18 protein-coding genes, 2 tRNA genes and 6 pseudogenes are annotated in these 24,103 nt (G+C 64.5%); 14 read left to right on the plus strand and 12 right to left on the minus strand.

Translation table 11 applies throughout. From position 1 onward, the window contains the following. The first annotated feature begins 154 nt into the window (after positions 1–154). The 4 genes and pseudogenes from OG462_RS00835 to OG462_RS00850 form a co-directional block, all read left to right on the plus strand. Positions 155–227 (plus strand) — tRNA-Arg (locus OG462_RS00835). Positions 228–367: 140 nt separating this feature from the next. Next, a pseudogene (locus tag OG462_RS00840) lies at positions 368–618 on the plus strand (integrase core domain-containing protein); the annotation flags it as partial. A gap of 1,626 nt (positions 619–2,244) precedes the next feature. Then, on the plus strand, positions 2,245–3,114 hold the full coding sequence (locus OG462_RS00845) for a lanthionine synthetase LanC family protein (RefSeq protein ID WP_406066287.1): 870 nt from the start codon (positions 2,245–2,247) through the stop codon (positions 3,112–3,114). 168 nt (positions 3,115–3,282) lie between these two features. Beyond that, positions 3,283–3,516 (plus strand): annotated as a pseudogene (locus OG462_RS00850) (IS5/IS1182 family transposase); the annotation flags it as partial. A 128-nt stretch (positions 3,517–3,644) separates the two neighbouring features. On the opposite strand, the pseudogene OG462_RS00855 reads toward OG462_RS00850, so the two are convergent. After that, positions 3,645–3,797: pseudogene (locus tag OG462_RS00855) on the minus strand (IS5/IS1182 family transposase); the annotation flags it as partial. A gap of 649 nt (positions 3,798–4,446) precedes the next feature. On the opposite strand from OG462_RS00855, the gene OG462_RS00860 reads away from it, so the two are divergent. Together OG462_RS00860 and OG462_RS00865 are read left to right on the plus strand one after the other, a co-directional pair. Then, a complete protein-coding gene (locus OG462_RS00860) occupies positions 4,447–4,755 on the plus strand; it encodes a transposase (RefSeq protein WP_406053617.1) in 309 nt (102 codons plus the stop codon). Next, on the plus strand, positions 4,752–5,624 hold the full coding sequence (locus OG462_RS00865) for an IS3 family transposase (protein WP_406053619.1): 873 nt from the start codon (positions 4,752–4,754) through the stop codon (positions 5,622–5,624). The genes OG462_RS00860 and OG462_RS00865 overlap by 4 nt, the downstream gene beginning before the upstream one ends. 82 nt (positions 5,625–5,706) lie before the next feature. Here OG462_RS00865 and OG462_RS00870 read toward each other — a convergent pair whose 3' ends face one another. The 6 genes from OG462_RS00870 to OG462_RS00895 all read right to left on the minus strand — a co-directional run bounded on the left by OG462_RS00870 (position 5,707) and on the right by OG462_RS00895 (position 11,519). Then, a complete protein-coding gene (locus OG462_RS00870; protein ID WP_406066288.1) occupies positions 5,707–6,555 on the minus strand; it encodes an IS5 family transposase in 849 nt (282 codons plus the stop codon). Between the two features lie 219 nt (positions 6,556–6,774). After that, positions 6,775–7,137 carry a transposase gene (locus OG462_RS00875; protein ID WP_406053621.1) on the minus strand — a complete coding sequence of 121 codons (363 nt, stop codon included), beginning with the start codon at positions 7,135–7,137 and terminating at the stop codon, positions 6,775–6,777. A 530-nt stretch (positions 7,138–7,667) separates the two neighbouring features. Beyond that, positions 7,668–7,754 (minus strand) — tRNA-Leu (locus OG462_RS00880). A gap of 719 nt (positions 7,755–8,473) precedes the next feature. After that, positions 8,474–8,701 (minus strand): hypothetical protein, encoded by a 228-nt coding sequence (locus OG462_RS00885; protein ID WP_406053623.1) that lies wholly within the window; start codon positions 8,699–8,701, stop codon positions 8,474–8,476. Between the two features lie 1,763 nt (positions 8,702–10,464). Further along, positions 10,465–11,073 carry a transposase gene (locus tag OG462_RS00890; RefSeq protein ID WP_406066281.1) on the minus strand — a complete coding sequence of 203 codons (609 nt, stop codon included), beginning with the start codon at positions 11,071–11,073 and terminating at the stop codon, positions 10,465–10,467. Continuing rightward, entirely contained in the window at positions 10,959–11,519 is a 561-nt protein-coding gene (locus OG462_RS00895; RefSeq protein WP_266977486.1) for a winged helix-turn-helix domain-containing protein, read from the minus strand. Before OG462_RS00895 ends, OG462_RS00890 begins: the two co-directional genes overlap by 115 nt. A 491-nt stretch (positions 11,520–12,010) precedes the next feature. Here OG462_RS00895 and OG462_RS00900 point away from each other — a divergent pair, with 491 nt between their 5' ends. The 4 genes and pseudogenes from OG462_RS00900 (at position 12,011) to OG462_RS00915 (ending at position 14,655) form a co-directional block, all read left to right on the plus strand. Further along, positions 12,011–13,051 (plus strand): 4-hydroxy-3-methylbut-2-enyl diphosphate reductase, encoded by a 1,041-nt coding sequence (locus OG462_RS00900; RefSeq protein ID WP_406053625.1) that lies wholly within the window; start codon positions 12,011–12,013, stop codon positions 13,049–13,051. A gap of 332 nt (positions 13,052–13,383) precedes the next feature. Beyond that, a pseudogene (locus OG462_RS00905) lies at positions 13,384–13,431 on the plus strand (hypothetical protein); the annotation flags it as partial. Positions 13,432–13,585: 154 nt separating this feature from the next. Further along, positions 13,586–13,751, plus strand: a pseudogene (locus OG462_RS00910) (transposase); the annotation flags it as partial. 154 nt (positions 13,752–13,905) lie between these two features. Next, positions 13,906–14,655: an IS5 family transposase gene (locus tag OG462_RS00915; RefSeq protein ID WP_406053627.1), complete on the plus strand. Its 750-nt coding sequence runs from the start codon at positions 13,906–13,908 to the stop codon at positions 14,653–14,655. Here OG462_RS00915 and OG462_RS00920 read toward each other — a convergent pair. Both OG462_RS00920 and OG462_RS00925 read right to left on the minus strand, forming a co-directional pair. Next, entirely contained in the window at positions 14,633–15,382 is a 750-nt protein-coding gene (locus tag OG462_RS00920) for a transposase family protein (RefSeq protein ID WP_406053629.1), read from the minus strand. The genes OG462_RS00915 and OG462_RS00920 overlap by 23 nt on opposite strands. A 127-nt stretch (positions 15,383–15,509) precedes the next feature. Then, a complete protein-coding gene (locus tag OG462_RS00925) occupies positions 15,510–16,259 on the minus strand; it encodes a transposase family protein (protein WP_406053631.1) in 750 nt (249 codons plus the stop codon). 909 nt (positions 16,260–17,168) lie between these two features. On the opposite strand from OG462_RS00925, the gene OG462_RS00930 reads away from it, so the two are divergent. The 4 genes from OG462_RS00930 (at position 17,169) to OG462_RS00945 (ending at position 22,045) form a co-directional block, all read left to right on the plus strand. Continuing rightward, complete coding sequence (locus OG462_RS00930; RefSeq protein ID WP_406066290.1) at positions 17,169–17,576, plus strand: ATP-binding protein; 408 nt, start codon at positions 17,169–17,171, stop codon at positions 17,574–17,576. Positions 17,577–18,126: 550 nt separating this feature from the next. Beyond that, positions 18,127–18,813 (plus strand): FadR/GntR family transcriptional regulator, encoded by a 687-nt coding sequence (locus tag OG462_RS00935; protein ID WP_406053633.1) that lies wholly within the window; start codon positions 18,127–18,129, stop codon positions 18,811–18,813. After that, on the plus strand, positions 18,810–20,195 hold the full coding sequence (locus OG462_RS00940; protein ID WP_406053635.1) for a hypothetical protein: 1,386 nt from the start codon (positions 18,810–18,812) through the stop codon (positions 20,193–20,195). Before OG462_RS00935 ends, OG462_RS00940 begins: the two co-directional genes overlap by 4 nt. A gap of 266 nt (positions 20,196–20,461) precedes the next feature. Further along, entirely contained in the window at positions 20,462–22,045 is a 1,584-nt protein-coding gene (locus OG462_RS00945) for a GMC family oxidoreductase N-terminal domain-containing protein (RefSeq protein WP_406053636.1), read from the plus strand. On the opposite strand, the pseudogene OG462_RS00950 reads toward OG462_RS00945, so the two are convergent. The 3 genes and pseudogenes from OG462_RS00950 to OG462_RS00960 all read right to left on the minus strand — a co-directional run. After that, positions 22,037–22,294 (minus strand): annotated as a pseudogene (locus tag OG462_RS00950) (hypothetical protein); the annotation flags it as partial. The gene OG462_RS00945 and the pseudogene OG462_RS00950 sit on opposite strands and share 9 nt — an antisense overlap. Positions 22,295–22,306: 12 nt before the next feature. After that, complete coding sequence (locus tag OG462_RS00955; protein WP_406053638.1) at positions 22,307–22,453, minus strand: hypothetical protein; 147 nt, start codon at positions 22,451–22,453, stop codon at positions 22,307–22,309. 240 nt (positions 22,454–22,693) lie between these two features. Beyond that, the gene (locus OG462_RS00960) at positions 22,694–23,215 is read right to left on the minus strand and encodes a hypothetical protein (RefSeq protein ID WP_406053640.1); all 522 of its coding nucleotides are present in this window, start codon (positions 23,213–23,215) and stop codon (positions 22,694–22,696) included. Positions 23,216–24,103 lie beyond the last annotated feature (888 nt).

The following is a 24,103-nucleotide window of genomic DNA, read 5'->3' on the forward strand; positions in this document are numbered from 1 at the left end:
AGCCGGTCTGCACCACTCCGACCGAGGGCGTGACGACAGCCCTTTCCTGGAATTGTGAGAGGAATGGGGAGGGAGTATCGACCGCGTACCGTGGCGCTCGGCGGATGTGACTGAGGTATAAGCCACCAGGATCAGCCGCTCGACCACCCAACCGGCCCCCGTAGCTCAGTGGATAGAGCAGGTGCCTTCTAAGCACTTGGCCGCAGGTTCGAGTCCTGCCGGGGGCGCACGACGGAAGACCCTCCTTCGGGAGGGGTCTTTTTGCTGGTCAGAGGTAGTTCTCGGCCGAGGGCGGAGGCGCCAGGGAGAGGGCCTCGGATGGCTGGATCTGTCCGGCTGAAACCCAAGCAGGTCCTTCGCCTAAGCCTGCAGGTCAGCCGGGGTGAGGCAGAGCATGGGCGCGACCGGATCCAGCGCTGACAACGCGCTCGCGGAGTCCTTCAACGCCGCCTTCAAACGACGACGCTCCAAGGCCGCACGAGCTGGCCCAGCGAGCGCACGGCCCGCCTCGACGCATTTCGATGGCTCCACCGCTACAACACCCGCCGACGCCACTCACACCTCGGACACCGCAGCCCCACCGCCTACGAAACCGCAACCGCAACAACATCAACTACGCTGACCAAAGCCGCACAACCCGTGTCCAGGCTTCGGGGTCAAGGCCCCATAGCGCCTGGCCATGACAAGCTGACACCGAAACCAGCAGCGATCTGTCAAGGGTGTCCTGTTTCCGCAGGTAGACCAGCGTGCAGCGAGCCCGGTCGTATGGACACCTGGAGGTGGTGACGATGGCGATCACGTCGCTGGAGGGCCGACAGGTCTCGGAGCGAGCTCCTCGCTGGCATCGCATCCGGCAGACAGGAGGACCCAGGGTGTCTCCGCAGTTCAGACAAGGCGTGGTGGCCGACTAATCCAGCGGCATGCCCCGTTCGTCATGCCCTGTCAACGCTCTGCGACCAGCCCAAAACCGTACGGCACAACGGAAGCGGCTCCAGGAAGCTCATGGGGTAGCAGATGCTCTTCTCGGCGATCCAACTCTGTGAGAATAATAAAGAAGGTGACATTCACCGACTCAATCACTCTCGACCCTGATCATATAACTGGAGCGCTAATGCCTCAAATTGAGGACTTGCAACTTCTCCCGGAGACCGAACCAGTCGAGGTCGGGCTCAACAAGCAGCCTTGCTGGCCAAATTTCACCACGCCCAGCGGCGGTTCTCCGTGTTGCCTACCATACACCTGTGACCAGTGGCAAACTACGCCGAGCGGGCGCGACTGCCTAGTCGTTAAGTAGCCCCGGACCCTCGGAAGTAGGCTTGGTTCGCAGAGGGCTGTCTGCGAACCAATCCCGTTCACTCCTTCTTTGAGGGATTGAAGATGTCGTTCGGCAGATTTATGGAAAAGGTGAAACCATCTCAAAAGCCTGATGGTTCCGCTCGCCATGTCCATTCATACTCGCGGCTCGTGGCTCTGGGCCTCCCGTGCTCGGCTCATGAGCTGGATGGGCGTTGCGCTTCTCTTACGCCTGAAGGTCACCTCACTCCCGACCAGGCGACGCTTCCGTTACGGTCAGCCAGCCTCTGCTGGAACGTAACGGAAGCGTCGCAATTAACGAAGTTTACACACCGCCGGTGCAGAGCTTTCGTCGCCCGTATCAGAGTCAGATGATTACTTCAGGGCCTGCTCTGTGTCGGTGAAACTTGCTCGGCAGAACTGATTCAGCTGCTCGGCATAGCTGGCAATCGCCTCCTGGCAGGCGTCAGTCCCCGGCAGCGGAGAGGCTTCTCGTGCTCTTTCCCCCCGCTCGCCGCAGCTCTGTTTCGGCATCACACGCGGAGGACTGATATGCGGCCCGAACTCGCCACCAGCGCTGCCCAGATTGCCGCCGCAGTGGCCGGACGGCTAGCCGACCCGCAGCAAGTGCTGCTGCGGACCCATCCCGTGCCGGCGCACATAGCGCTACCTGGCTGCGCTCTGCTGGCTGCGCGCTATACACAGAGCGATCCTCACGCCGCGGGGTCCGTCGCGGCCCTGATGCGTACCGTTCTCGGAGAATTGCCCGCGGGGCCGAACAATGTGTTTCAAGGGAGCATCGGCGCCCTGACCACAGCACTCATTCTCGGGAAGACGTCAGACGTCCAGCTGCAGTCTTTTGCTGACTCTGGCAGTGGGTGGCTGAGCCGCTACGTGATCGAACTGTCCGACCAAGCACGGAAACGTACTGTGGACGACGCCTCCGCCGGGATGCTCATCGAGGAGTACGACGCTGTAAGCGGCCTGGCTGGCTTAGGCCGTACCTTGCTTCGTGCCTGGGCTGCCGGACACACGGGAGCCGAACCGGGCATCGCGGCGGCACTACAGAGTGTGACATGGTTGTTGTCTCCGCCTGTCAGACAGATGCCCCACTGGTGGCTGCCCCACGGCGTTCGCAGCCACTTCGCCCCTCAGGCACCTTCCGGAGGCGCGAGTACAGGCATGGCGCACGGAGTGGCCGGGCCGCTTGCCTTCCTGTGTATCGCCCTGGACAGCGGATTCGAGGCCGTAGGAACGCGAGAGTCCGTGAACTATGCGGCCTACTGGCTGCTCGAGCACCGAGTCCCGGGAACCTGGCAATGGCCTCGAGAAGTGAGCGGTGACCGACTGCGGACCGGGGTGGAAGATTCCACTCCGAGCGTGGCCAACGATCGCTGGTGCAACGGTTCATCGGGTATAGCCAGTGCCTTGTACATGGCCGGACGGGCCCTTGGCGATCCCGTGCTTGTCGAGTCCGGAGTCAGTGCACTGTCGGCGCTTGCAGATAAGCCCGTCTCCGACTGGGGCGCCTACGGGCCGCACGTGTGCTGCGGCTATGCCGGCATCCTCCGCTGTGCGGTGAGTATGATGCGAAGCACCTCTGATCCACGCCTGCACGCAGTCACCGAGCAGGCCGCCGAATGCCTTGTGCGACTTTGGGACCCGGACACCCCCTTCGGCTTCCGGCACCTGGCGACCTCGGGAACGGAAATCCAAGGGATGTCCGACCTGCTCTACGGAGCATCCGGTATTGCCCTTGCCCTCCACGATTTCGCCACCGAAGAAGACTCATTGTGGCCATCCCTGCTGCTCCTTAGTTAGCGATTCAGCTAGGGTCTCCTGAGAATTTAGAAAAATGCAACGATGCCCAACTACCTGATCACTTCAGAATGACTTTCGCTCGGGGGTTTGACAGTTGGGCCAACGGTCAGCGGAGTTCTGCAGGTTTCAGATAATCTCGTGTCGGATGCCACAGCCTGCACGAGGTCTCTCCTGCCAGAACTCCGCAAGACGGGCCTGCTGGACATGGACGACGGCTGGCATGGCAGAGCCCTCAAAGAGGAGCGCACACCGGCCCTTCGCTGGTCGACCGCGGTCGACCAGGCAGCAAGCACCACCTGATCACCGACCGGCACACGACTCCCTTCGCAGCGTCGCTGACCAGTGGAAACTTGGCATGACGTCACCCGGCTGATGCCCTTGCGGGACGCGATACCCCGCATCTGAGGCCACCAGGGACGACTTCACCACACCCCGGCCGACCGCGGTTAGGACTGCGACAAAACCGACGCCTGTTCCGCGCCCGCGACATCAGACCTCATACCGTGCCCCATGTGGCGATGCAGGCGTTTTTAGTGGCAGAGAGTGGCGGCGATGCCGAGGAAGGCGAGGTAGCTGGCTGGGGTGAGTTCGTAGCGGATGTTGAGGCGGTGGTAGCCGGTCAGCCAGGGGGTCCGCTCGGTGAACCGGCGATGTCGGCTGAGGCGTTCCTTCAACTCGATGCCTTAGCGGGCGATGCGGGGGGATGTGCTTGGGGCGGAGCCATCTGGTCGTGATTCGTTTGGAGTCCCGCGACCATCAGCTTCAGGGCATTGCTGTCGTGGACGTTGCCAGCGGAGCTGCCACGACAGGGGCAGTCCTGTGCGGTCCCGCAGGGCAGGCACTTCGGACCGGGCCTTCCCCCGGTCCGCGAAGCTCGGACTTGTGCGTTCGTCGCCCTTCTCGCCCCGGGCGTGGGCTGAGTCGAGGACCGCTCGGGACAGATCGAGCAGGCCTGCGTCGTCGAGTCGGCGCAGAACCGCTTCGTGGAGCCGGCCCTCGCTCCGGCCCGCTACCAGATCAGGAACGGGCGATGGACGGTGAACTCCGACATGCCGAAGCAGGGTGGCAGAGCCTGCCAGGAGCTCCGACCAGGCACATAGACGATCGCGGCGAACAGCGTCCTATGAGGGTGCCCTGCGTCCTGCCGCCCTGCGGTCGCACCCGAGCGGGCAGGATCAACGGCTCCGTGGTCTCCCAGAAACCGTCCGAATAATCCAAGGCCGAGAGTCCCCACCCATGACCAGTCCAACGACTCACCGACGCGGTGGGCTTGATCCGCTTTGACGGACATCGGAGATCAGGGGCTTGGGCCCCGGAAGGATGATGTTCATCATGGAGAGCATGGGGAAGAAGAAGGCGCGTCCTCGGCGCTCGTTCACGTGGGAGTTCAAGGCCGAGATCGTCGAGCTGGGCCGGCGGGGTGACCGCTCGGTCGGTCAGGTCGCCAAGGACTTCGACCTGACCGAGACCGCGGTCCGCGACTGGGTCCGCCAGGCCCAGGTCGACGCCGGTGAACGTGACGGCCTGACCAGCAGCGAACGCGAGGAACTGGCGGCTCTGCGGCGGGAGAACCGCCGCTTGCGCGAGGACGTCGACATCCTCAAGCGTGCGACGGCTTTCTTCGCGACGGAGACCCGGTGAACGTGGACCCGTTCACCGAGGCGGAGAAAACAGCAGGTCACACCGTCAAACGGACGTGTGAACTCCTCAAGGTCTCCCGGACCGCCTACTACGCCCGCCGCAACGGCACCCCCGGCCCCCGTTCGGTGAGAGACGCCGAGCTGACCGAACAGATCACAGCCGTCCACCAGCAGTCCCGCGGCACCTATGGCGCCCCGCGCGTCCACGCTGTCCTCCAGCGTGAAGGAGCCGGCTGCGGGCGGCGCCGGGTCGCCCGTCTGATGCGACAGGCCGGCCTGACCGGCCGGCACCGCAGGCGCCGCCACCGCACCACCGTTCCCGACCCGCACACGGTGACCCGGCCTGACCTGGTGCTTCGCGACTTCCAGCCCGACCCCGCCGCGATCGACACCCGCTGGTGCGGGGACATCACCTACCTCGCCACCGACGAGGGCTGGCTCTACCTCGCCACCGTCATCGACATCGCCTCCCGCCGCGTCGTCGGCTGGGCCACCGCCGACCACCTGCGGACCGAACTCGTCGCCGACGCCCTCACGGCCGCCTGCCGAACCCGCCGCCCGGCCAGCCCGGTGATCTTCCATTCCGACCGCGGCTGCCAATACACCAGCAGTGAACTCGCCACCCTGGCAACAGATTTCGGCATCAGGCTGTCAGTCGGACGCACTGGCCAATGCTGGGACAACGCCCTCGCCGAATCGTTCTTCTCCACCCTCAAGAACGAGCTCGGCGACAGCCGGCCATGGCCCAGCCGGGCCGCAGCCCACACCGCGATATTCGAGTGGACCGAGAGCTGGTACAACTTGCACCGACTCCACAGCAGCCTCGGCTACCGCAGCCCCGCCGAATACGAGACCGCCTTGGCGGCCTGACCAACACACCAAAGGTGTCCGTCAAAGCGGAACAAGCTCACCACCTACTGGCGGACGCTCTCAGAGGGTGTTCGGTACTGCTTTAGGCTGCCGCGGGGGGTTTCGGGCGGAGATATTGCCCGGTTTTGTTCGGGCTGGCGGTCAACCGGTTGGCCATGGAGTTCACCATGGACCAGTGGATCATTGACCGGGACCGGGTCGGCAAGGCTTCGTAGTCGCGGTGCAGGCGGCGGTACCGGCTCATGATCCCGAAAGTCTGCTCCCCACGCCATCGGACTTTCTGGACCACGAAGCCCTTCTGCTCCGCATCACGTGAGACGACTTCCACATCGATGCCAAGGTCCGAGGCGTGCGCGATCATTTTTGCCTTGTATCCGGCGTCCACCCAGGCTTTCGTCACGGTGGGCAACTTTGTGGCGAGTTCGTCGGCGGCGAGTTTGCCGCCGTTGGTGTCCTGCACGCCGGCGGCGGTGACGATCAGGACCAGGAGGAGCCCGAGGGTGTCAGTGGCGATGTGCCGCTTACGGCCCTTGACCCTCTTGCCTCCGTCGTATCCCTGCGTGGCCTCCGGTGCGTTCGGTGATGCCTTCACCGTCTGGGCGTCGATCACTGCGGCTGTGGGCAGGATCCGGCGGCCCTTCTTCTTCCGTAACTGTTCACGGAGCGTGTCGTGGATCTCCTCTGTAGTGCCGTCCGCCTCCCACGCCTGGAAGTAGCCGTAGACCGTCGTGTGAGGCGGCAGATCATGAGGCAGATACCGCCACGCGATCCCTGTTCGGGCGACATAGAGGATCGCATTGACGACCTCACGCAGGTCGGTAGTGGGTTCCCGGCCCTCGACCCGAGCAGCCCGCCACTGCAGAAGCAGCGGCTCGACCAGTTCCCACTGGTCGTCCTTCAAGTCCGAGGGATACGCACGTCGTTCGGTCACCACATAGTCAATACAGCCCCGAAGCGCTACCCGCTACGAGATCATAAAGACACGTCCATCTCGCCTCAGCGTAGATCGGGCGGATAGGGAGATACCGCTACCGAACACCCTCTGAGAGCGAGCTGGTTGCAGAGCGCTGATGAGACATGACGAACGGTACATACCGCTGGTTAGCTTGTTTATAGGACCTTCTCCGCCCTGCGGAGACGAGAAGCTTGATCATGCTCTGCACGTAGGCATGGGCAGCGCCCTCGCTGATCCGGAAGCCTGTGGGGTGCGTATCTCGTAGCGGATCCGGAGGCGCTTGAACTGGTGGAGCCAGCCGAAGGTCCGCTCGACGACCCATCGTGTCCTGCCCAGACCGGAGCCGCGCGTGACCCCCCGATGGGCGATCTTGGGCGTGATGCCGCGACCCGCAGGAGGCGGCGGTACTTGTCTGAGTCGTAGCCGAGGCCGGCGAACAGCCAGCCCAGTCTGTGCCTCGGTCGCCCGCGAACCCCGCGGATGCGGGGTATCGCATTGAGCAGCGGCATCGACTGGGGTGTGGCATGCCTGTCGGTGATCAGACGGTGTCTGCTGCACGGGCAGGCGGGGTCGATGTGCGTAAATCCCGCGTGCGCCCCCTTCCGGAGGCCCTGACGTGGGAGCCGTCGACCGCGGCGTCGTTCATGTCCGGCAGACCGGCCGCCCGCAGTTCTGCCGGAAGGACGTCGTGCAGACGGGTCCGGACACGGCCTCGGTCCAGCCCCCGCGGCTGCCGCCAGACCGCCATCCTGCCGCAGCCGGTCCTGTCCGTGTATGCACATCGGCCCGGCTCACGCCCCTGCAGAGGGCACGAACGATCACACGGAGAGTTGCCAGGTCGTCCACAGGCGGGCGGCCGGGGACACCTGCGGCATCTCGATGGGGAGGAGCGGGGCCACACGGCCCCACAGGCGGCAGGCACAAGATCATCCGGAATCGCCAGACTCCGCCGCCACCCGCGCCAAGACCCTGAACCGAACTCATTCTAAATGATCAGTTTTAACGGCAGGAACTCACCCGGCGCTCCAACGAACTGCGGCGCCCTATGCGATGTTCCGTGGTGCCGCACGAGATCGACAGTGCTTGGTTGGTAGGAGTGGAGGGAATCGAACCCTCACGTCGCAATGGACACCGGGACTTGAAGCCGGCGCGTCTGCCAGTTCCGCCACACTCCTATGAACCTTCACCAGGGTAGGCCACCTGACGAAGCCACGCACGTCTGCGAGCCGGTTGATCTCACGAGCACTGCCCGTGAAGCCGCAACGCCCCGTCTGTCAATCTGTGCTTTTGATGCGGTCGGCCTGGCGGAAACGAGTGCCGCCCCGCGGAGGTGGACACGTCCTGCGCTCGCAGTATCCCGACGGTGTCGAACAGGAGGTCTACGGATTCCTCCTCGTCCACCACGCACTGCGCGACGTCGTCTTGCACCACGCGGCATCCGAGGCCGGCTTCGATCCCGACCGGATCTCCTTCACTCGCACCTCAACGCTGCCCGCCGCCACGTCACCGCACAGGCGGCGCCTTCCCCCCTCGCAACTCCACCAAGCCCTGACCCACACCATCCGTGAGCTGCTCGAACGACTCCTCCCGCCCCGCAGACAACGCTCCAACCCCCGTGTCATCAAACGCAAGATGGTCAACTGGCACCTCAAACACACCGACCACCGCAACCCACCCCCTACCACCGACTCACACCGTCACACTGGTGCCACCCGCCAATTGACCAACAGGCGCCTGAAACCCCTTAAATCACCGGTATTGGGTCTTAAGAGGCTGGATCTCTGGTCTCGTCGCGCCATAGGGGGCGATAGGTTCCGTTGCACTCATTACTGCTGAGTGCGAAGGATGGCATGCGCGTCGTGCGTGCGAATCGCGCGCAAGCTTCCAACCTGTGTCAATGATCTCCGCGGACCTCAAGCCAGGCGGCCGGCCCGTACACCACCTCGATGCGGTGTCTCTCCTGCACGTGGCCGTTCTGATCGGCAGAACTCGTCCGGGAATGCACGAGCAGCGCACCATTGTCGCGAAGCTCGTAGAAGTACCGCAGCGAGTTTCCATTCGAACTTTCGTCCGACCAGGTAACGCTTTGTCTCTCACCGATGAGCCTGATCACTACAGTCATGCTTCAAATCTAAGGCCTGATCGGTGGCTCAGCCGTACTCGCGGCGCCGCTTTGGGCAGCGCCAGATCTTCGGCGACGCTCGCGGGATGACGATGCAGGAAGAGCCCGGGTCGGGCATGCCGAGGCCTGAGTAGCCAGTGCTGAGACTGTCGATGTGTCGGGTGGAGCTTGGGACAGCTCGGTCGAGTGTGCGGCGGTCGGACTACGCCGAGTGCAAATGAGGCCGCCCCCTCGCGTTCCGGTAGTCAGTTGGTTCAGACGGCGAGGGCGGCTCGAGGGGGGCGAAAAGGGGATGAGAATTGCAGCGGTGTGTTTGTGGCCTCGATTGCGGGGCCAGGAAGCGCCCTCGCCGTTCGATCATGCCAGAGTTCAAGGCCGAGATCTCCGACCTGTGCCGGCAGGGAGACCGTTCGGTCGGTGTCGCGAAGGACTTCGGCCTGGCCGAGCATCCTCAGACGTGCGACAGCCTGCTTCGCAACGGAGTCCCGGTCAACCGAGGCGGAGGATCCGCCTGCCGCGAACGGTGGGCCGGGCACTACGGTGGGACGCGAAGGACTCCGTGTGTGGTGCGGAGCTCAGACACCCCCACACCGGCGGTCTTCGCCATGATCAAGAACCAGCCCTGTTGAGAACGGTCGTGATCAATACAGTCGGCAAGCCCAGTCCTCGGCATACGCGCCTGCCTTCGCTGGGACGCCGCGGCGCCTGGGAGTGCGATAGCCCGAGTGCCCTCCTTGCTCAAGGCGTGAGCGATTGTCTAGCTCCTGACCTGGGGGAGGCGGCAGCGCCGAAGAAGACGAGCAGGATCATCTGGCGGCACCAAGCTATGCGCGAGGCATGGCTGAGTGGGTGCTCCGCAGCAGCCCGGGCAATCTGCGCTTTGCACCAGCCAGTGATGTCGGTGCCGAGCATGTGCAGTACCTCGCGGCGAATGGAGTCCGGCTGAGGCATGTCGTGGGGGCGCAATGAGGTACAGAAGAGAGCTGCGGAAAGGGCTGTGAGTACGTCCTCACCGATCACGGTGCCAGCCGGAGTACTGAGTTGTATCGACTTACCCACCATAAAATCACCTCCCAAGGTCATCAACTGAGATCAAAGCACGTGGTCGCTTTGTCCAAGTTGCCCTATTTCATCGTCTTGGCAGATGCGGCGCTCCACTTGAGTAACTGCTACCTGTTTCGTTCGCCACACGATCGAGAGCGTGCGGCAGTTGCCACAGCCCTGATTGCCGAGGGGGACACGAGACGGGGCCGTACAACCGTTCGGCCTTGAAGGTGTCGCGCTTCAGGCGCATGGATCTTGGCCTTGGCCTGCCCGTGGTGGGGCGGGTGACATGCCGGTCCCGCTACCTTCGACCGACTCCTGGCCCACTCCGGAACAGGGTGGAGGTCGCCCGGTTGGTCGCGATCGAGCTCACGGCCGTGTGAGCCCCACGGCACACGGCCAAAGTGGACTCCAAGAGCGCAGGCTCGCGCGTCCCACGACGGTTTGAGCAGTACATTCCGCCTCGTATGAGTCGGCCGAGGGCCCCTCGGCCGACTCATACGCTGCTGGCAACTGCGACGCTGCACCCGGACCGCGATCGGCACCGGGCCCGTGAGCGCCGCCGGCCGCTAGGGAAGGCCCTCGGCGCAATCTGCGCACACGTTGCGGAGGATGCCTGACGCCCGCAGTTGCCAAGCCCGCATCAGCCAGCTTGGGACCCGAGGCTACGACGCCTCAACGTAGTGACAATCTTGCAGAACGTTACTGACGTCAGCTCGTCAGGGTGATAGTTGCTCGACGAGGGTCAAGCCGGTCCCCGCTATGAAGCCGTCGAGGGTGTGGGACCGGTATTGAAGGCGTTTGAGCCTGTTACGGACAAGGGCTTCGAGCTGGTCGAGGGCCATGACGGCGAGGTTGGCGAGGCTGCGTTTGACGTGGGCCCATACCCACTCGACGGGGTTGAGGTCGGGCGAGTAGGCGGGCAGCAGGAACACCGTCAGCCATGCCCGCTCGGCCACGAGGGCCTGCATCCTGCGGGACACGTGGGTGTTCAACCGGTCCCAGACCAGCACGATTGGTGCCCCGACCAGCTGGTGGACACCGTCGATCAGCGCGATGAAGTCCCGCTCGCCCATACTGCGACGGGCACTTTTCCCCGCGGGATGACTCCGCAGGCGGTGACACAGCCGGGTCCGGGAACCCGGCCGCATTGCAATCAGCCCGGCCACTGACAGCCGGCCCGAACGGCGGCCGCTGATGGTGACAACCGGGGTCACTCCGCGCCGGCCCCAGGTCCGTCCCCGCGGCGGCCTGCGGGTGAACCCGGCTTCGTCCTCGAAGCAGACGTAGCCCCCGCAGGCCGCCCTCGCCCTTTTACCTCCGCCCAGGTCGCCTCCTTCCATACGGCGACAGCCTGCTCATCGCGCTCCGCGACCCGCCGGGCGGGCACCTGCGGGCTGAAGCCCAGCCGGTGCATCAGCCGGGTCGCACCCGAGACGCTGTAGGAGACATGGAACTTCCTGCCGATCAGCGTGGCCACCCGCGAGGCGGTCCACACCTGGTCCTCCACCCAGCCATGCGCGGCCGGCCCCTGCTCCAGATACGCGGCCAGCTTCTCCAAAGACCGCGGGGACAGCCGGCACCGCGACCCGCTCGGACCACGGGAGGCCAGCGCCTGAACACCGCCATCCCGCCACAACTGGTGCCACTGATAAGCCGACTTCACACTCACCCGCAGCCGCCGTGCGACTTCCGACGGCTTGATCTGCTGCTCGAACAGTTCAGCCGCCTGCATCCGAACCGTCTCCCGACGCCGGCGCCCCGTCGGCGTCAGCCCGCCCCCATCTGCATATCTCACACCTCACGGATACAGCCACCCGCCTTCACCCGTCAGGGACTTCACACAGATTCACCCCGACGAGCTGAAGTCAGTAACCGACGCCCCGACCGGCCCCGGAGCTTCGACGAAACCCTCCACCGGCGATGCAGCGCGTGGAACCCCACCCTCACCGCCTCAAGCAACGGCGTGGGCACCGTCACCAATCACGACAGGCACCCAGACCGCCACCCTGGCCAACCGACCCATGATCTACAGCACGCTTCAGCGGCTCACTTGTTCACCTTGGATGATTGGTAGCTGGGTATCGAATGCTCTGTCCGTCGAGAAGGCGCACCTATGTCATGAAGGCTGGTCTCACCGCGTTCTCTCTCCCACTTTTCGGGAAGTCGCTTCAGCTCTCGCGATCCACGTCTTCCCGATCATTTTCGCGGAGCATTGTCTGTTCGGGAGGACGCGACGGCGGACCAAGGAAGAAGGTTCACAAGATGGCCGATGGAGTCGTTGCTGCCGATCCGGCGGACGCAAGCAGCCCAACCTCGCGTCAAAAGAAGGACGGTCGCCGTGTCCTGCTCGCGGCTCCGCGTGGCTTCTGCGCAGGTGTCGACCGTGCGGTAACCACGGTTGAGAAGGCGCTCGAGCTATACGGAGCTCCAATCTATGTCCGCAGGCAGATTGTGCACAACAAGCACGTAGTGCATGCTCTGGAGCAGCGGGGAGCGATCTTCGTTGAAGAGATTGAAGATATTCCCGAGGATTCCATCGTCATCACCTCCGCACATGGTGTCGCTCCATCGGTTCACCAGGCGGCGAAGCGTTCCCAGCTCGCCACCATCGACGCCACCTGCCCCTTGGTAACCAAGGTCCACAATGAGGCGCGGCGCTACGCCGAGGACGGCTACGACATCCTTCTCATTGGCCAGGAGGGGCACGACGAGGTGCTCGGCACGCTGGGGCAGGTGCCTGAGCATATTCATTTAGTCAGTGAAGCGGGTGATGCCGTGCATGTGAGCGTTCGGGACGAGCGTAAGGTTGTTTGGCTATCGCAAACCACGTTGTCCATGGATGAAACTGAAAAAACCGTTACCCAGTTGAAGCGACTCTTTCCGTTGCTGGAGAGCCCACCCAGCGACGACATCTGTTACGCAGCTCAGAACCGTCAGGGAGCAGTCAGGAGGATGGCTCCAGAATGTGACTTGGTGATCGTGATTGGTTCCAAGGATTCGCATAACTCCAGTCGCTTGGTCACAGTTGCTTTGGAATATGGCGCCGGGGCAGCCTACTTGGTGGACTGTGCCGAGGAGGTAGAAGAGGACTGGCTGAGGGGAGCGAGCGCTGTCGGTGTGACGAGTGGTGCCTCAGTTCCAGAATTCCTTGTGGGTGGCGTGTTGAAATGGCTTGCGGAGCGCGGTTACGACGAGGTCGACATAGTGCGCACTGCTACCGAGTCTCAGAAGTTCGCATTTCCGCGTGAGCTAGGGCGGAGCAGGGATGAACTGCTCCGCGCGGCCCATGGGGAGACGGTGTAACTCCGATCATGGAAGAGTGCACCGGTGACAAGCGAGAACATAGCCAGTCCGTCCGGGGTGGCGGCTGCGTCGGCGGGCGTGGATGACCGGTTCATGAACGAGCCCGTGGCCCGGGCTTGGGGCCTGTAACTGACGGGTGAGGGCGCCCTGTTTCAGCAGCCGGCCAAACTGCTGATCGAGTCCGCCCTCGAAGGTGAGATGACTGATCACCTCAGCTATGACTGGCATGACACGGCCGGGGAGAATGGCGGCAGCTCGAGGGGTGGCAAGCCGTCGGCGCCAAGCACTGGCTGCGCGTGCTGGCGGAGTTGAAGAACAGGAGCGTTGAGGATGTGTTGATGCTGGTCTTCGGCGGCTCGAAGGGTCTTCCCGACGTGGTCGGCGAGGTCTGGCCCAGGACCGTCCTCCAGAACCGTGTGGTCCACCTGATGCGGGCGTCGTCCGGGGCAGGACCGGGACAAGATCGCCAAGGACCGGAAGCCGGTCTGTGCCGATCGAGGACCTGCGACCACCCGCTCCCTCAAGTTCAAGCTCCGAATCGCCCACACCCGGTGGGTGATCGAGCGGACCAATGCCCTGGCTCACCGGATACCGTCGGCTCAACCACCGCTACGAACGCCAACCCCGCAACTACCTAGCCTTCCTTGGCCTCGCCGCCGCCCTCGGCTGCTACAAACGGCTTCTCCACCTCACCACATAGGACACGGCCTTAGAGGGTGTTCGGTAGCGGTATCCCCCTATCCGCCCGATCTACGCTGAGGCGAGATGGACGTGTCTTCATGATCTCGTAGCGGGTAGCGCTTCGGGGCTGTATTGACTATGTGGTGACCGAACGACGTGCGTATCCCTCGGACTTGAAGGACGACCAGTGGGAACTGGTCGAGCCGCTGCTTCTGCAGTGGCGGGCTGCTCGGGTCGAGGGCCGGGAACCCACTACCGACCTGCGTGAGGTCGTCAATGCGATCCTCTATGTCGCCCGAACAGGGATCGCGTGGCGGTATCTGCCTCATGATCTGCCGCCTCACACGACGGTCTACGGCTACTTCCAGGCGTGGGAGGCGGACGGCACTACAGAGGAGATCCACGACACGCTCCGTGAACAGTTACGGAAGAAGAAGGGCCGCCGGATCCTGCCCACAGCCGCAGTGATCGACGCCCAGACGGTGAAGGCATCACCGAACGCACCGGAGGCCACGCAGGGATACGACGGAGGCAAGAGGGTCAAGGGCCGTAAGCAGCACATCGCCACTGACACCCTCGGGCTCCTCCTGGTCCTGATCGTCACCGCCGCCGGCGTGCAGGACACCAACGGCGGCAAACTCGCCGCCGACGAACTCGCCACAAAGTTGCCCACCGTGACGAAAGCCTGGGTGGACGCCGGATACAAGGCAAAAATGATCGCGCACGCCTCGGACCTTGGCATCGATGTGGAAGTCGTCTCACGTGATGCGGAGCAGAAGGGCTTCGTGGTCCAGAAAGTCCGATGGCGTGTGGAGCAGACTTTCGGGATCATGAGCCGGTACCGCCGCCTGCACCGCGACTACGAAGCTTTGCCGACCCGGTCCCGGTCAATGAGCATTTTCAGCGTTGCCTCTCCAGGGTGAGGACCGCGGCGGCGATGTCCGTCGTGCGGTTCGGGCTGCAGCGGCTCCGGCGGAAGATCCGCCAGGACTTCAGGCGGGCGACGCCTCGTTCGACAGGAGCGCGGGCCTGGGCGAGTGCCCGGTTCAGCGTCCGTTCGGTCGGTGACAGTTCGCCGTTGGGCGGGCGGCGGATGGCGGTGGTGACCCAGGAGCCTGCGCCGATGTAGGCGCGGTCGGCGACGATCGGGACGCCCTGGCGTTCGCAGATTCGGATGATGCGGTGGGTGCGTGCGGCGGTCAGATCGTGAGCGCGGCCCGGCAAGGCCGACGAGATCCACAGAAGCTGGCCCTGGGGATCGGTGACTATCTGCACGTTCACGCCGTGGCGCCGGTGCTTGTGGGAGTAATCGGCGCGTGCGTCGCCCAGGCGGTCGCACTCGCTGAGGGTGCCGTCCAGGAGCACGTAGTCCGGGTCGTGCTCGCGCAGGGTCTTGAGCAGGCCCGGCGCCCGGTCGGCGAGGAGCCGCACGACGGCGGTGGTGTAGGCGTGGGCGGTGCCTACGGATATGCCGAACCCGGCGGCGATCTGCGCGAGAGTGTCGTGCTTGCGCAGGTAGGCGAGAGCGACGAGGGCGCGCTTGTGCGGCGGGAGCTTGCAGCGGCGGTCACCCTCACGGGTGACGATAAGCATCGTGACCCACTCGACCAGCGCATGAGGCAGGTCGAGTGCGGCAGGATAGGGAACCAACAGGGCTCCTGGGCCGGCAGGTTGAGACTTCGAACACCTCACCCAACGGCCCGGGAGCCCTGTCCGTTGCGGGCGCCAAGGTCATCACCCGATCGGTGGCCACGCTGAAAATGCTCAGTGAGCGTTTTCAACGTTGCCTCTCCAGGGTGAGGACAGCTTTGGCGATGACGGTCATGCGGTTGGGGCTGATGCGGGATCTGCGGAAGATCTGCCATGACTTCAGTCGTGCCATGCCGCGTTCGACCGGTGCCCTTGCCGCGGCCAGGGCCCGGTTGACGGTGCGCTGGGTGAGGGTGAGTTCGCCGCCCGGTGGGCGTTTGAGTCCGGTGGTGACCCAGGGGCCGGCGCCCTGGTAGGCGCGGTCGGCGAGGACCGGGACGCCCTGGCGTTCGCAGATCCGGATGATGCGGTGGGTGCGGGCCGCGGTCAGGTCGTGGGTGCGGCCCGGCAGTGCGGGCGAGATCCACAGCACCTCGCCGGCGGGGTCGGTGACGACCTGGACGTTCACGCCGTGCCGGCGGTGCTTGGCCGAGTAATCGGCTCGGCTGTCGCCGACGCGGTCGCACTCGGCGAGGGTCCCGTCCAGGAGGACGAACTCCGGATCATGCTCGCGCAGCGTCTTGAGCAGGCCCGGGGCCCGTTCGGCAAGCAGGCCGGTCACGGCGGTGACATACGCGTGGGCGGTGCCGACGGATATCCCGAACCCGGACGCGATCCGGGCGAGGGTGTCGTGGCGGCGCAGGTACACCAGAGCGACGAGCGCACGCTGGTGCGGCGGGAGCTTGCACCGCCGGTCACCCTCACGGGTGACGACGAGCATCGTGACCCACTCGACCAGGGCATGCGGGAGGTCGAGTGCGGCAGGATAGGGAACCAACGAGGCTCCTGTGCCGGTGGGTTGAGACTTCGAACACCTCCCCCAACGGCACGGGAGCCTTGTCCGTTGCGGCCCCCCACCTCAACCTCACCGGCGTCACCCGATCAGTGGCCACACTGAAAACGCTCAATGATCCACTGGTCCATGGTCAACTCCATGGCCAACCGGTTGACCGCCAGCCCGAACAAAACCGGGCAATATCTCCGCCCGAAACCCCCCGCGACAGCCTAAAGCAGTACCGAACACCCTCTCAGAGCGTACAGATGGAAGAGGCTCTTGGAATACCGGCGCTGAGGCGTGTCCAGCTGTTCACGCGCGGGACGTGGTGGAGTAGCGGCCACCCAAGCGGGCACCGAAACCTCGTGTTCGAATCGACCCTGCGAGACGGCTCCACTCACCCCAGTGGACTACTCGCCGTGGGCTGTCTCCAGATGGCGGAGACAGCCCACATCTACGACTGAGGCGCCCGCGCGAGAACGTCAACTCGATGTCGAGGAGCAACCACTCGCCTTCCTCGCGGATCCGCCACTTCTGATGTATGTGCGATCAGGGTCGTCACTCCCTCCACACGTAGGCGGTTTCGTCGATTCAAGGCCAACCACACATGGAGGAGGCACCCGCGGAGCTTTCTGCATGGTCTGGCGTCGCCTGCCCGTACGTACCGAAGGTCGCAGCCGAAACGTACCCTTTCAGCTAGTTGTGTAGCGGCTACTCAGGCAGACGAGTGGCTGGCGGGAAAAGATAGGTACGGTCGGGGACAGGCGAGATTCCTGTCGCTGTTCAGCACAGCCACCACGCCGCCCTCCGGAGGTGATCATCGTGCATAAAGCCAGCGAACCCGGCCAACACAGCGTGGATAGCGATCCACTCACCGGTAGCAGTCTCCTGAGTCACGTTCCCACGTCACGTATGGCAACTGAAGTCGGTCACGGTGACGGTGTACATGAGATTCTCGAACACCGTCCCGACACTGTGGCAGTTGCTCGCGGCACCGCGCAACGGCTGTTGGAGAACTGGCAGGTGAGTAGGGATTGCGTCGAGGCAGTGGTACTGGTCGTGTCCGAATTGGTCACCAACGCCATTGAGCATGCCCTCCCGCCGGTTGTGCTCCACCTCCGCCAGGATTGCGACGATCGGGTATGGGTCGGAGTGAGCGACGGTGGTCCAGCCATGCATGCTGGCCCCTGGACTGCCTCCTGCGCGGACGATGAACACGGCCGTGGTCTCAAGATCGTCGCTGCACTCGCCGAAACACACGGCACGCACACCCACTCCGCCGGTACCACCACCCACTGGGCCAGGATCATCACAGGCTGACCCGTATGCCCCCGCCCCGACCCCCTGACAGAACGGGGCGGCTGCCTACATCACACGGACGCCGCGCGATAGACCCCGCAAAGGGACGGCCCCCCTGTCGCAACCGGTCCCATTCCCTTGTCTGCAGGTGAGGTACCGGCCGCGTCGCCCCGCCCCTGATTTGAGCCTCCGTGGGCCGAAGCCTTGGCGGCTTCACCGCGCGACGCGAATGCGCCGGCAGCTCAGCGAACGTGCCGAACCATCCGTGACCGGCGGCCCGATGATGAGGCCGGAGCCCGTCCGGAATCGTGGCATCCAACCCCAGCCATGCGACAGCCACGGCCCGCCTCGCGCAGGGCGGTGGCAATGGACGCACTCGGCAATCAGGTCGGCCACCCAGCCGGAGGCAAGCCCCTGTCTCCGGCTGCGGGTAGTGGGCATCCGTATTCGCAGGCATCGATCACCTGACAGGTGCCATCCGCTGAGGGCGGTATGGCTGAACGTCTTGACCCTCCCACGCTCTACTGGTTCAGTGGCTGAGCCACTGAACCAGTAGAGCGTGGGAGGAAGCATGGAGGCCCTGTCTCGGCGAACAATCGTCGATGAACTGGAGAACCGGCTGAGGGACGACATCATCGTCGGGTGTCACCCGGTGGGGAGTCTCTTGCCACCTGAGCGGGAACTGGCCCGCAGTTACGGCGTGACCAGAACTACACTCAAGCACGCTTTCGGTCGGCTCGTGCAGGCTGGCCTGCTCGAGACTCGCCACGGGGTAGGTACTCGCGTGCGTGACTACCTTCGGCTCGGCGGGGCCGACTTGCTGCCGGTACTAGTTCGGCACGGCAGCGACTGGCTTGGCGATGTGTTTGAGGTCCGTCGCACCATCGGAGCGCTGATCGCCGAGCGCGCGGCTGTCCGGGCAACACCCCAACAAGTAGCAGAGCTGCACTCGTTGCTCAAGTCAGTCGCTGAGGCAGACGAGACGGCGGCAGTCCAGCTGGCCGACGTGGAGGTCCACAGGGCCCTTGCTCGTGCAACGGGCAACCGCGTCTACCTGCTGCTGACCAATACTCTCTTCCAAGCGTACCTGCCGTTGCGGGCGGCCCTGTCAAGACCGTTCATCGACGCGCAGGCCGCGCATGATCGCCTTGCCGGTGTCATCGCGGCCGTCGCAGCAGGCGATCCGGTCGCGGCCAAGTCCGAAGCAGAATCGTATCTCACCGCTACGGAACGCATCATGTGGGAGTGCCTGCGGTGAGGACGACAACGCGCTTCTCAGAGACGATGCTCGGCACGGTCTCACTCGACGGGCATGAACGATCCATACGCCTGGACCTGGATGTGGAGACCGACGAGCTGCTCAGGCCCTGGCGGACGGTTCACGCCAAGGCGAAGGGCAGAATTCGTGTCACGGGTCTCACCGACGACTCAACAGTCACCGCAGATCTGGAAATCTCACCATTGAAGCGACGTAGGATCCGCTACCGCCTCTCGTTCAATGCCGGAGGGCGGCGCCTGACCCTTGACGGATGGAAATCGGTGACGGCACTGCGTCCGGTGGCGTCGATGACAACACTTCCCTTCACTCTCCACGAGGAAGACGGCACCCGTGCAGGCACTGGAACGCTGCGCTTCCCCCTGAGTACGAGTCTTGTTCCCTTCCTGAGGAGCTTCCGTTTCCCGCGCCAGGCGGCGCAAGTCGCAGTCCACAGTGCCCCGCGGTGGAACGGAGAAAACGGGCGGACGGAGGTCTGGTACACCACCCTGACCGACCCTCTGACTGGAACTGGAATCTGGCTGCACCACGAAGTCGTTGCACCCACCGACGGCAGCCCTCCCTTCGCACACGGCTGGGTTGCAGCCTTTCCCAGGAGCCGGCCCCCCCAGTACGCCCGCTTTGGGCCCCAGCCATGGGGCAAACCGCGCGACGGTTTTCTCACCGACGACGTTCATGCGCTGCCCGACCGGCTGGCAGGGGCTGTAGAGGACTTCTCCTGGGAACTGACGGAACATGGTACCCAGGCACCGCTGTTCACCTTCCCCGCCTGGTCCTGGCGTCACGCCCTGCTCCCAGCCGCCCAGATGCTCCCCTCAGGCCGCTCCACCTATACCGGCACCTTCCGATTCGGCACCACCACTCTGTCCCTTACGGATGCGCCCGGCGCGTCGGCCCGCATCTACGGCCATGGAAACGCCCGTAGGTGGTCATGGCTGCACGCTGATCTCGGCGACGGAGACGTACTCGAGGTCGTAGCAGCCACCTCCATGCGCCCATTGCTTCGCAGCTTGCCACCCATGGTGTTTCTGCGACTGCGTCGCGGCACCACCATCTGGCCACGGCGAGCGGAGCGAACCGCCGTCGGTTGGGCCGGATGGCGCAGGTTCCGCGCCGACCTGGGACTCCCCAGCTGGACCGTGACCGGACGGGCAGGTCTGCGCCGCATCCGGGTCGAGGTCACGCAACCGGCACAACACACCCTGAGCCTCAAGTACGAGGACCCCGACGGCAGCATCGCCGTGTGCAGCAACAGCGAACGCTCCGACGCCCGCATCGTCCTCGAACAATGGCGAGGGGGCTGGCGTACTGAGGCCGAGTGGACACTCAACGGCACTGCGCACGCGGAAGTTGGCCACCGATGAACCTCGCCCCCCTGGTCCGCGCAGTGCTGGGGGACGACCCCAGCCTTCCCTGGACAGCCAGCGTCCCTCACCGCCTCGAGGCGGTAGCAGCCGCGATGCCTCCCGCCATGCGACTGGCCCTACGCAGCGCCGCAGCCGCTGTTGACGTCTACGCGATCGCCCGCACAGGGCGGCGCACCAGCACGCTCCCGGCAGCACAACTCGACCGATTGCTCGCGACTTTGGCCACCAGGCCCACGACAGCCGCGCTGCTGGACGCCGTGAAAATGCCCGTCCTGTTGGCAGCCGGCACCGAGCGGATGCTGGCTCTGGGCAATGGTCAGCAGACCACAGTCGTGTCTCGTCCAGACCCCTACCTGGATTGCACTCCCGCACAAGACTGGCCGTCGCGAAGCACTGCAGACGCAGTCGTTGTCGGTTCCGGAGCCGGCGGTGCCGCCGCCGCGCGTACCCTCGCACAAGCAGGCATGCGCGTGGTCATTGTCGAGGAGGGAGAACATCACACCACCGCATCGTTTGCTCAACAGACTCCATTGGACCGCTTTACCCAGCTCTACCGAGATGGCGGCGCGACCATCGCCTATGGAAGACCGCCGCTCCTCCTTCCCTACGGCCGCGCCGTAGGGGGCACCACCATCATCAATTCCGGCACCTGCTATCGCACACCGGAGCACGTTCTGCGACGCTGGAGCAGAACCTACGGTTTCCGGCTGGCAGATGACATGGAGTCCCGTCTTACCGAGGTCGAAAGCGACTTGCGGGTGGGGGTGCAGCCTGCCGATGTCCTAGGGCGTAACGGGCAATTGTCTCTTCTTGGAGCCAAGCGGCTCGGATGGCAGGCCGCACCGCTGCGGCGCAACGCGTCAGGGTGTGCCGGATCCTGCCAGTGCGTGGTGGGCTGCCCCACAGGCGCCAAGCAGAGTATGCAGGTCTCGATCCTGCCGGAAGCCTGTTCGGCGGGAGCCAGAATCGTCACGCGAGCCAGAGCACTGCACCTGCTTGTCGACGCCGATCGGCCTGGCGGCCCACGGGCTGCCGGTGTGAGGGTACGCCGCGCGGACGGGACCGACCTGGAGATCCTTTCTCCCCTGGTTGTCGTCGCGGCCGGAGCACTGCAGACGCCGCCGTTGCTGCGCCGCTCCGGCCTGGGCAGCCACCCACGAGTCGGCCGCAATCTCAGTGTTCATCCCGCTATCAGCGTTGCAGGCCGTTTCAGTGAACCTGTCCTGGCGTCGAAGGGAGTACTACAGAGCACTGGGATCGAGGAGTGGCACAGCCAGGGAATCCTCCTGGAAGCAACTGCGGCTCCACCGGGCATGGGCAGCTTCGTCCTTCCCGGTGCAGGCGCGGAGCTGCGGCGCGAACTCCTCGAGTCGGACCATCTCGCCACCCTGGGCGCTATGATCGCCGACCGACCGAGCGGTCGAGTCCTGGGGCGCTCCAAGGCGCACGTCTTCTACGACCTTGACCCGCACGACGGCAGACGACTCATCGCAGCTCTGCGTGCAGCCGGCACCGTGCTCTTCGCAGCCGGCGCAGACGAAGTCCTCACCGGAATTCCCGCAGCAGCGCCTGTCAAATCCCTGCACGAGTTGGAGGAGCTCCTTGACCACACCCGGCCCCGGCAGCTCCATCTGTCCGCTTTCCACCCCACAGGCACTGTCGCTGCAGGCGCCCAAGATCAGCTGTCGCCTGCAGATCCGCAAGGCCGCCTTCGTGGGGTTCGCGGTGTCCTGATCAGTGACGCTTCGGTGCTCCCCAGCTGCCCCGAAGTCAATCCGCAGTTGTCCATCATGGCCGCATCGCTCGCCATCACCCGAAACTGGCTCAGTACGCAGGCGTCAACTTGAGCCGGTCCTAAGGGACCGGGCTTGGAGGTAGCGCCCAACTGGCTGTTGGGTGGGTTCCTCCGTCCAGGCACCCCGCCTTGGGGTGGCAGGGACGCGTGATTCACTCCCCGCAGTCCACACGGTCTCGCCCTTGCGGGCGATGTTGTGGGAGGCGTTGTCGTCCACGTACAGGACGATCACGCAGGACCGGCACGTGAACGATGCCTGTGGATGGCGGTCGAGCCGGTTGATGTGCCCACGCTCGGAGCACTGTTGGCTGGTCTACGCCGGATCAACGTACACCAACGGCACTCCGTGGTTGACGTTGTCGGAGTGCCGGGCCTCCTTGCGGGAGCGCTTCTTGAGGAGGCGTTTCGCGGACTTGGTTCTCTTGGCCTGGGGCTTCTTCGCGAGGAGTTCCCCGGGCACATCCGCAAGGACCTGTGGGGCTCACACTTCTGATCGCCGTCCTGATTCGCCGCGTCCCGCGGCGGCGCACCGCTCGCCGTGGTGAAGGAGTACATCGAGAACCAGTAGCGTCCCGGCTGAGGTCAACAGTGTGGACCCGTGGGGGCCGTGCGGGCCAGAGAAGCGAGTCCTCCCGGGCCCCGTTCAACGGCCCCAAAGCTCACGGATCAACGGAGAAGCAAGAGTGGTAGGCCTGCGCCTCTACGGAACTAGCGTCTCCTCATACAAGCCAACCCTCGGAGAGGTCAGAGCATTCAGTGTCTCAGCCAGGTTATTTTGAATGCGCTCGCTCAACGCGAGCACACTCCTCCCAGGAAGAAGATCGTCAAACTTGGTTGCTTCGAGAACGGCTACGAAGGTGCGGCATGCTGCAGCGACCCATGTCGCATAACCGTCCCTAGCAGGACCGGATGTCTCTTCCTCATCAATGGCCTGCAGTGCTTGAAGCAGCCAACCCGAGGTGGTGTGGTCTCCGACCACCGGAGCCATCTTCTGATCGATGAGCTCCCGAATGCCCTGGTGGTAACAGCGGGCAAGAGGTTCCGGAGGCGGCGGAGAAAAGCCTAGTTGCGCAATCGCCCTCAGCATCAACCGAGCCCAGCCGCGGAACTCTTCTCGGTCCTTCTCGGAGTCTTCGAGCTGTACGGCTTGGGAGTGGACGCGCGCCAATACCGCTGCGCACCTCTCAACCGTCCCCATGTTGTGTGTGCCGGATGTTCGCATCTACTGACCTCCGCAGCCGTACCCCCGACTACCTGTGTTCGTCCATCGTCGGAGCCGACACCCGGAAAGTGCGTGAGCAGTACCTACTCACTCACAAATCAGACAAATGGACTCTCGTCTTGAGATCGATCAATCCGCGACACGGTACCTGACGCACAGCCTGTGCCGAGAGCACCGCCACGCACGTTGCGGCAGAACATGCAATGGGCCTGGCGGCGCCGTGGTGTCTGCCCATGGCCGACCTCGTACTACTGATTGCCGCCCATCACGCACGGACTCCCACGGTGCGCCATCTCGCACATCCGTTCGGTGGCCTGCCGGGTGATCAAGCGGCTGCGGCCACTGCTCGCAAGCGAGCCGGTTTCCCGGCTCACCGACACAGTCGACGGCCTGTGGATCGTGGACGGACACGCCCTCTGTGAACGTTCGAGCCTCACTCGATGCTGACACCAGACTCGACGTCACTGAGGTCGGCTGATCCCGTGCTTACGAGCTCGCGCATGGTTGACAGCGATGCGTCGAGGGGCGCGGTTTCGCCGGGTATTTCGCCCACCTGCCGCGAGGGTGAGGGGCTGCTTGTGTGACAGCAGACCGGCATTGGCTTGGACGGCGTAGGTCGCGTGCTCGCGGCGGCACTGATGGTGAGCGGATGTTCGCCAGTTCTTGAGGTGTGCGATGCCGTGCTCGCCCCCGATCCGGCGGGAGGAGTGAGCCTTGGGCTGATGGTGGTGCATCTCCTCGTACCAGTCGGGGGCCTGCTTGAACTTGCGGTGTGCCGGCGTCACGACGTGGCCGCCAGTCTGGGTCCCGCTCTGACTGGGCATCTCCGCGCAGCTGGCCGGCCGGGCCGGGCTGCAGAACAGCAGCCTTCCGTCGGCGTCAGTGACG

Source organism: Streptomyces sp. NBC_01077, assembly GCF_045162855.1.
Lineage (GTDB): Bacteria > Actinomycetota > Actinomycetes > Streptomycetales > Streptomycetaceae > Streptomyces.

Coding starts and splice junctions, on each gene's coding strand:
- OG462_RS00930 (WP_406066290.1), top strand. CDS start 17,169: ATGGCAACTGAAGTCGGTCACGGTGACGGTGTACATGAGATTCTCGAA.
- OG462_RS00900 (WP_406053625.1), top strand. CDS start 12,011: ATGGCCGATGGAGTCGTTGCTGCCGATCCGGCGGACGCAAGCAGCCCA.
- OG462_RS00860 (WP_406053617.1), top strand. CDS start 4,447: ATGGAGAGCATGGGGAAGAAGAAGGCGCGTCCTCGGCGCTCGTTCACG.
- OG462_RS00885 (WP_406053623.1), bottom strand. CDS start 8,701: ATGACTGTAGTGATCAGGCTCATCGGTGAGAGACAAAGCGTTACCTGG.
- OG462_RS00845 (WP_406066287.1), top strand. CDS start 2,245: ATGCTCATCGAGGAGTACGACGCTGTAAGCGGCCTGGCTGGCTTAGGC.
- OG462_RS00945 (WP_406053636.1), top strand. CDS start 20,462: ATGCCCGTCCTGTTGGCAGCCGGCACCGAGCGGATGCTGGCTCTGGGC.
- OG462_RS00960 (WP_406053640.1), bottom strand. CDS start 23,215: ATGCGAACATCCGGCACACACAACATGGGGACGGTTGAGAGGTGCGCA.
- OG462_RS00935 (WP_406053633.1), top strand. CDS start 18,127: ATGGAGGCCCTGTCTCGGCGAACAATCGTCGATGAACTGGAGAACCGG.